The sequence below is a fragment of the Bathymodiolus platifrons methanotrophic gill symbiont genome, from assembly GCF_002189065.1.
Lineage (GTDB): Bacteria > Pseudomonadota > Gammaproteobacteria > Methylococcales > Methylomonadaceae > Methyloprofundus.
This window is the reverse complement of the sequence record NZ_BDMN01000347.1, coordinates 1-7,821: the sequence shown is the minus strand read 5'-3', so window position 1 is coordinate 7,821 and position 7,821 is coordinate 1. Positions and strand designations below refer to the sequence as shown.

The window sequence follows — 7,821 nt, the reverse complement described above, 5'->3', positions numbered from 1 at the left end:
ATAGTTATGCCTGAAGACTAGGCTTCCTGCATTTCCAGCAATACTTGCGACAGAACCAAAAACGTGGCTTATGGGCTTTACCTGATCCATTGCCACCTTGGGAATGGCGCAAGAGGAAGTAATTTTTAGCTGGTCAATTCACTAGCCAATAATTCACTTTGTTCTAATACTCCATCTGCTTCTATTCTGGCCACATCAGGTGGATAGCCATATTTTATTAGTACTTTTTTAACCAACAACCTTAGTTTTGCTTTTACATCAGCTCGTTTATTCCAGTCAACGGTTGCATTTTTTCGGATAATATCAACGATTAAATGGATAAGCTCTTTCATTTTATTGTCTTCCAGATATTCCGTAGAGCTGTTTTGCGAAAGAATTGAATAAAAAGCATATTCCTCTGGGGTTAAATCTAAGTCATCTGCTTTGTGATCTTCCAGATTCATTTTTTCGGCAATTCCAGCAAGTTCTTTAATGACTTGAGCCGTATCAATTTGATTATTGTGATAATGCTTAATCGTTGATTCAAGCATTTCAGAAAACTTTTTACCTTGTATGGTATTTTTTCTTTTTCTTGTTTTTACTTCGTCATTCAAAAGTTTTTTGAGTAGTTCAAAGGCAAGGTTTTCATGCTCCATGTTTTTGACTTCGAGCAAAAATTCTTCAGATAAAATACTAAGAGAAGGACTATTGACTCCTGCTGCTTCAAAAATATCGACAACTCCATCACTACTAAGCGCATCATCAACTATTTGACGTATTGCTGTATTGACTTGGATATCTGTTTTTTCGCCACTTGGCGTGAATTTATTAATTCTTGATTTTATGACTTTGAAAAAGGCGATTTTGTCCTTGATTACTTCTGATCCATAACTGGGAACAGCCATGACATAAAGTTTTGATAAAGTGGTTACTTCTGATAAAAACCGATCTTTTAACTTTTCATCTTTCAATATAAAGTTTTGAGCTGCCAATAATATTTTTAATTTTTCACCTGTTGGTGCATCAAAATATGGCTCATAGTCAAACTTATGAAACATTTGTTTGACTACCTCAAATTTGGCGTTCATGGCACTGATAATTTCATCAATATCAGGTGCAACATTTCCTTGACCCCCGCTTTCGGTATAGTCTTTCATTGCCGAGCGCAAATCTTGCCCTATACCGATATAATCAACAATTAATCCACCTGGCTTATCTTTATAAACGCGATTAACACGGGCGATTGCCTGCATTAATGCTGCCCCTTGCATCCTTTTGTCGATATAAAGGGTATGTAGTGGCGGTGCGTCAAACCCTGTTAGCCACATGGACTGAACAATCACCAGATTTAATTTATCATGGCTATCTTTGAGTCTTGCTGCTAAGAATTGACGATCTTTTTTGTTGGTATGGTGTGGCTGAAAGCTTTCAGGGTCATCTGATGAACTGGTCATAACCACTTTAATTACACCTTTGTCTAAATCATCATGATGCCATTCGGGTTTTAGTTGTTTAATCTGCTCATATAAATCTACGGCAATTTGGCGTGTCATGCAGACAATCATCCCCTTGCCTTCAAACACAGCTTGCCGCGATTCAAAATGCGTAACAATATCCTTTGAAATATCCTTTAAGCGTTCGGGGTGTCCAATAATGGCATTGACTCGAGCATTTTTCTTTTTGGCTTTTTCTAATTGCTCATCGGTTGCCCCTTCTATCCCTTCAATTAATTCATCTATTTTTTCGTTAGCATCCTTATTGAATTTTATTTTAACCAGTCTGCTTTCATAACTTAAAGGTACGGTTGCGCCATCTTCCACCGCCTGAGCAATATCATAAATATCAATATAACCACCAAAAACCTTTTGTGTGTCTCTATCTTCTTTTTCAATCGGTGTTCCAGTAAAACCGATAAAAGAAGCGTTAGGTAAAGCATCTCTTAAATGCTTGGCATTGCCATATTTAATATTACCGTCTTTATCGACCTTACCTGTAAAGCCATATTGGCTGCGGTGTGCTTCATCAGCCACTACAACAATATTTGAACGCTTAGATAAAGTGCCAAAGACGTTGTTTCCCTCTTCAGGATAAAACTTTTGGATAGTGGTAAAGACGATGCCACCGCCAGTGACTTGTAACAATTCTTTTAAGTTTTCTCGACTATTTGCTTGAACAGGCTTTTGTCGCAAGAGAGAAGCGCAATTTCCAAAAGTAGTAAAGAGCTGATCGTCTAAATCGTTTCTGTCAGTCAATATAACAAGGGTCGGGTTTTGCATGGCTTTTTCAACGACTAACTGCCCTGAATAAAACACCATAGAAAGCGATTTTCCGCTTCCTTGCGTATGCCAGACAACCCCTACTTTCCTATCCCCTTCGGTTTCAGTTGCTCTTAATGTTTCATGGATCGCTTTCTCAACTACATAATATTGATGATAAGCCGCTATTTTTTTAATTTTTATTTGTGATAAAAGCCCTGTTTTCTCATCTTTTACTTCTTCAGATTCAAAGACTGTATTAAAGCGAACCAACCTTAACAAGACAGTTTTTTGTAGCATCCTCTGCGCTAAGATTTGTAGTTCTGGTAAAACGCCGTTTTCTTTTTTATCGGGTGATTTCCATGCTAGAAAGCGAGAAAAAGGAGCGGAAACAGACGAAGTACGCGCATCCACGCCATCTGAAATTACACATAAAGCGTTATAGTAAAAAATAGAGGGAACAGCAGTTTTATAATTCTGGATTTGGGTATAGGCTCGCTCTAATGTTGCTTTTTCACTAATAGCACTTTTAAGTTCAATTATCACCAAAGGTAAACCATTAACAAACAACACCACATCAAGGCGTTTAGATTGATTATTTTCTTTAATGACAAACTGATTGACCGCCCAAAAATTATTATTTTCTGGTGTCTCAAAATCAATTAGTTTGACTTGTAGTCCTACTGTTTCACCCTGTTTAAAATATTCCACCGTCAGCCCATCGGTAAGCATCTGGTGAAATTTTTCATTGTTAGTCATAATGTCATTAGAACCAAGATGCATGACATGCTGAAAGGCTTCAACGCGGGCAGATTCAGGCAAATCAGGATTGAGTCTTTTTAAGCTTGCCTTTAACTGATCTTCTAATACCACGGAAGCAAAATCATTTCGATCTAGTTCAGTGCCGTTGTAATATTCGTATCCTTGTGTTTTAAGCAGGCCAATTAAATTTTGTTCTATTGCACCTTCGGTTAAATCAGTCATAGCGATGCCTCCAACCTATGCTGTATACCCGTTTTAAGTTCAGGCGGGAGTATTCCTTTCTTTTTTTCATAAAGCGTACTGATAAACTGTTTTACGTCTATATCTCCGATAATGCAAGATATCTGCTCATTGACGTTGGCAGCTTCTAAAATTTTTGTAATCTCATCATCAGATAGAAGATGAAGATAAGGGTTTAACTCTTCAATAATTGAATAGGTATTTGAAAATGACATGGAGTTAATAAAGTTTTTTATTACCTTTGAATAAATATCTACCTTTTCAGAAGCAACAATCTCGCCAGCATCTACCTCGACCACATTTTTTTCACCATTAACTTCAATTAGATATACAGGGTTATCATTGATATTAATCCAGTAATTAATAATGCTTTCTTTGGTTATTTCTTCGTTAATATCAGTTTTTAGTTGGTCGATAAAATAATCATTGTAAACCACAGTAATTCTGTTTTGAATAAATTCATCGAAACCTTCGATAACAATAATATTAGGGTGTTTTTCTAGTGCTTCTTTCAGTCGCCCATCTTTACAACAAACAAATATTGTTTTGTCTGGGATAGATTGTAAATATTCTAAAGTTGTAAAATAAATACAGGCATCTTTAAAACCCTTGTCGGTATTGTCTCCAGCTTCGAATGGCGGAAGTTTTCTCAATGCCAATTCTTTCATTTGTTCCAACACGGAATAATCAGACAGTTTAATGACGGAGTATTCTAGTGTTTCGTTGTTCTCTAGCTCTGTTAGGTGTGATTCAATATCAAAACTTTTTGTCTCACTATCATCTAACTTTCTAAGCCAGTGGAACGGGTTGCTCAAAAATGATGTTTTGTGTTTTTCCAGATTTTTTCTTTTCTGATTTTTGATTTCTTCGATCACAATATCAGGAAAAACAAGTTCGGCTATTTTGGCAAAACGTTCAAGCTCATTTCTACCGCCTAAAAACTGTTTGGGTTCAGTATTACGTATGAAATTCGTATCAAAGATTACTTTTTCCATGTTAAGAATAAAATCCTTTTACTCTGAGTTTACCACTCATTAGTTTGGGTAATAAGGTATCTCTTGTTTTTGTGAGAGTTTGGATTTGGGATATATTATTGCTAATTTTCCTCGTCATTGAATACGCTATACCTGAAAAAAATTTTTCCAAAATCAAGTCCTTTGGTAATGCCAATCTATATTCAGGAATAGATTTTTTAGATAAGTGTAAAACGGTAGTACCATTTGAATATCCAATACAATGTCCTTTGAAACGCCTATCTTTCATAACATAGTAGAGAAATGCATTTTCAATATTCTCTACCTTTGAATTAACTTTAACCAAATCCATGGTAATAAACATTTTATGAAAACCCCCATCTTCAAAAACAAAGGCTGGATTACCTAACACTTCTGCGTCTTGTGTTAAATCAGTATGAGCTACTATTAAGTCTCCTATAGAAACTTCCTGCTGTGGTTTTGGATTTCCTAAAAATGGCTTGAACCCCCTTGTTTGAAAACCACCATTTCTATTAAAGCTTTTAAGCGTAACTAAAGCCTCACAACTTGATTCAACAAGCTCTTTACCCTTATATGAATAGCCGTTGACAATATCAACAAGTTCGTTCAACTCATACACCCGCCAGCCTTTCGGAATCTCCCCAAGTTCACTATCCACCATTTCACCTGTTGCATTAGGAAAGTTGAAATTGATAAACCATTCTTTAAAAATCGTTTGGGCTAGGGTTTCCAGTGTTTCGTTTTGTTCACGTAACAGCTCTATTTTTTCGTCAAAAACTGAGAGGGTATTTGTAACTGCTTTTTGTTCTGGGAGGGGGGGATTAGGAATAGGGAAATTTCTAAGTTCGCCTAGTGTAATATATTTTTGGGTTGTTCCGCTTAGCCTGCTATAAATATAATGTTGTCCACTTTTACTTTTCAAAAAGTAATATAGCCATTTGCCTTTTGTTTCATCTCCACATTTAAACAGCCCAACATTCTTAATGGCAAAGTTAGGTTCTACATCTATCAAGCATACCTCGCCAACAGTACCAATCATTGAAAGCAATACATCCCACTGGTTAACTTTACTTCTCTTGTTGACCTTAATGTAATCCTCAGAAGAAATATGGTACGCAGACCCAACATCTAATCGGCTATCCTTAATATTCTTAGATGTAATTAATAACTTTCCTGATTCTTGCTTCTTTGGTGAAGCGTGAGTTCCATCAGCAACTTTCGCACAAAACTGTTGTGCTTCTACTGGTTTCCAAGCCGTTGGTAAAAACCCAAATTCTGTTTCAATCCATCCCTTTGGTAATTCACTCATAATGCAAATCCAACTTTTTCTAGCTGTTCTTTTAACTGCTCATCCAGCTCTTTTTCTTTCTCTATCTGCTGTGCAAGTGTAGCGGTTAAATCAGCCATCTTATCTTCAAAAGGAATGCCATCATCTTCTTCATCAGGGATGCCAACATATCGACTAGGTGTAAGAACAAAATTATGTTTTTCTATCTCTTCAAGGGTGGCTGATTTACAGAAACCTTTAATATCTTCATAACCTTCTGTTTTGCGCCAGTTATGATAGACATGTTCGATTTTCTGTATATCTTCAGGGGCAAATTCACGATGCACCCGATCTTTCATAAAACCCATTTCAGAAACATCTATAAATAAAGTTTTTCCTTGTTGTACCGTTTTTCCACGGCGTAATACCCAGATAGTGGCAGGAATCCCCGTGTTATAAAAAAGCTGTTTGGGTAGAGCCACGATACAATCAACTAGACCTGCTTTAACCATATTTGTACGAATATCCCCTTCACCCGATGTATTGGAGCTTAAACTACCATTGGCAAGTACCGTTGCCATGACACCATCAGGGGCAAGGTGGTAAAGCATGTGCTGCATCCAAGCAAAATTAGCGTTTCCTTTTGGTGGTACGCCATATTTCCATCTACCATCTTCTACTAATATTTCTTGCCCCCATTCCGATTGATTAAAGGGAGGGTTAGCTAGGATATAATCGGCTTTAAGGTCTGGGTGGGAATCTTTTAAAAAACTTCCTTCTGTATTCCATGCCACAAACTGCGAGTTGATATTGTGAATGGCAAGATTCATTTTAGAAAGCTTCCAAGTGGTCTGGTTGGATTCTTGACCGTAAATGGTGATGTCTTGAATATTTCCTTGATGCTCTTCAATAAATTTCTCACTCATGATAAACATGCCACCACTACCACAAGCGGGGTCATAGACTCTACCATTATATGCCTCGATCATATCTACCATTAGTTTAACGATGGATTTAGGCGTATAAAACTGTCCGCCTTTTTTACCTTCGGCACTGGCAAACTCACCTAAAAAATATTCATACACCCGCCCAAGCAGGTCTTTGGAACTTTCTTTTTGCGCTTGAAGTTCAATATCAGAAATAACATCAATTAATTGCCCTAAAGAAGTTTTGTCCAGATTGGGCTTTGCATATACTTTAGGCAAAACATTTTTTAATTCGCTGTTCTCCTTTTCTATGATGCTCATAGCATCATCAATGGCTATCCCAATTTCTGGGAATTTTGCTTTAGCTTGTAGGTTTTTCCATCGAGCATCTTTTGGCACAAAAAATATATTTTCTGCCAGATATTCATCCCTATCTTCTGGGTCGGAATATTCATCATTGTCTAATCGATCATAGAGTTCCTGAAATGAGTCAGAAATGTATTTTAGAAAGATCAAACCCAATACGACATTTTTATACTCTGCCGCATCAATATTTTTTCTTAAACGATCCGCTGTGTTGAATAAAGATGCTTCAAAGTTATTATTTCCGTTTGCCATTATTTTCTTTCTTGGTTGAATTTGTTTCGATAGAAGCAATTATTATAGTGTCATTCTCTTTTAATGACTTCAAGGATTGCGCTTATTAAGCATTTACTTAACACACCCTTTATTAAAGCCGTTATTTTTAGGGGCTTTGCCCCTTTCGGATCATATGCGCCGTTTCAATTCCATCAATAAAGCCCATCATCGGTTTTGTTATTTTTTTGATAAATCGATGGTCCTGTTCGATGATGTTATTCAAATATTTAATCTGTAATATGTCGATCATGGGGTTCTGTCGCAAAAGATAAGTATTTGTGTAAAACCGGCTATAAACCTGTTTTCATTCCTCTCATGAAAAAAAGCATCATGCAGGAGAATATACTATTACCTCATCGGGATAATTGAATGGATAAGCTAGGTATGATCTGGTGTTCAGGAAAATAATGACTTAAAAAATAGCACCATTTTTAGTTGAGCATGCAAACCTACTTTGTGTAAAATTAAATCTTATGATCGTAGGTAATAGGCCATTTTTGGTTTTTGCGACAGAACCCGATATTTTTACTTAATGCGCTGTAATCCTTACAATACGCACCTCAAATTTAGATTTATTATGCTTTTAAATGAACTGTTCTGGCTAGCGCTGAGATATTTCGGATAATAGCCAGATTTCAAACAAACCTAGTCCATTATGGGTATACCTCAAGGATACCCTATGAAGCTCAGTATTATAATAGTCCATTAACTGCTTAATACTATGTATAATGGACTTCAATAAAGAGACTATGTAAAGT

4 protein-coding genes and 1 pseudogene are annotated in these 7,821 nt (G+C 36.5%); all 5 read right to left on the bottom strand.

Features of this window, described 5'->3' with window-relative positions; genetic code table 11:
* Positions 1-125: 125 nt before the first annotated feature.
* Positions 126-3,218 carry a type I restriction endonuclease subunit R gene (locus CDZ78_RS17305; protein WP_087871106.1) on the bottom strand — a complete coding sequence of 1,031 codons (3,093 nt, stop codon included), beginning with the start codon at positions 3,216-3,218 and terminating at the stop codon, positions 126-128.
* Entirely contained in the window at positions 3,215-4,231 is a 1,017-nt protein-coding gene (locus CDZ78_RS17300) for a PIN domain-containing protein (RefSeq protein ID WP_087871105.1), read from the bottom strand. The genes CDZ78_RS17305 and CDZ78_RS17300 overlap by 4 nt, the downstream gene beginning before the upstream one ends.
* Before the next feature lies 1 nt (position 4,232).
* The gene (locus tag CDZ78_RS17295) at positions 4,233-5,540 is read right to left on the bottom strand and encodes a restriction endonuclease subunit S (protein ID WP_087871104.1); all 1,308 of its coding nucleotides are present in this window, start codon (positions 5,538-5,540) and stop codon (positions 4,233-4,235) included.
* Positions 5,537-7,042: a class I SAM-dependent DNA methyltransferase gene (locus tag CDZ78_RS17290; protein WP_087871103.1), complete on the bottom strand. Its 1,506-nt coding sequence runs from the start codon at positions 7,040-7,042 to the stop codon at positions 5,537-5,539. Before CDZ78_RS17290 ends, CDZ78_RS17295 begins: the two co-directional genes overlap by 4 nt.
* A gap of 127 nt (positions 7,043-7,169) precedes the next feature.
* Positions 7,170-7,313: pseudogene (locus tag CDZ78_RS17285) on the bottom strand (IS6 family transposase); the annotation flags it as partial.
* Between the last annotated feature and the right edge of the window lie 508 nt (positions 7,314-7,821).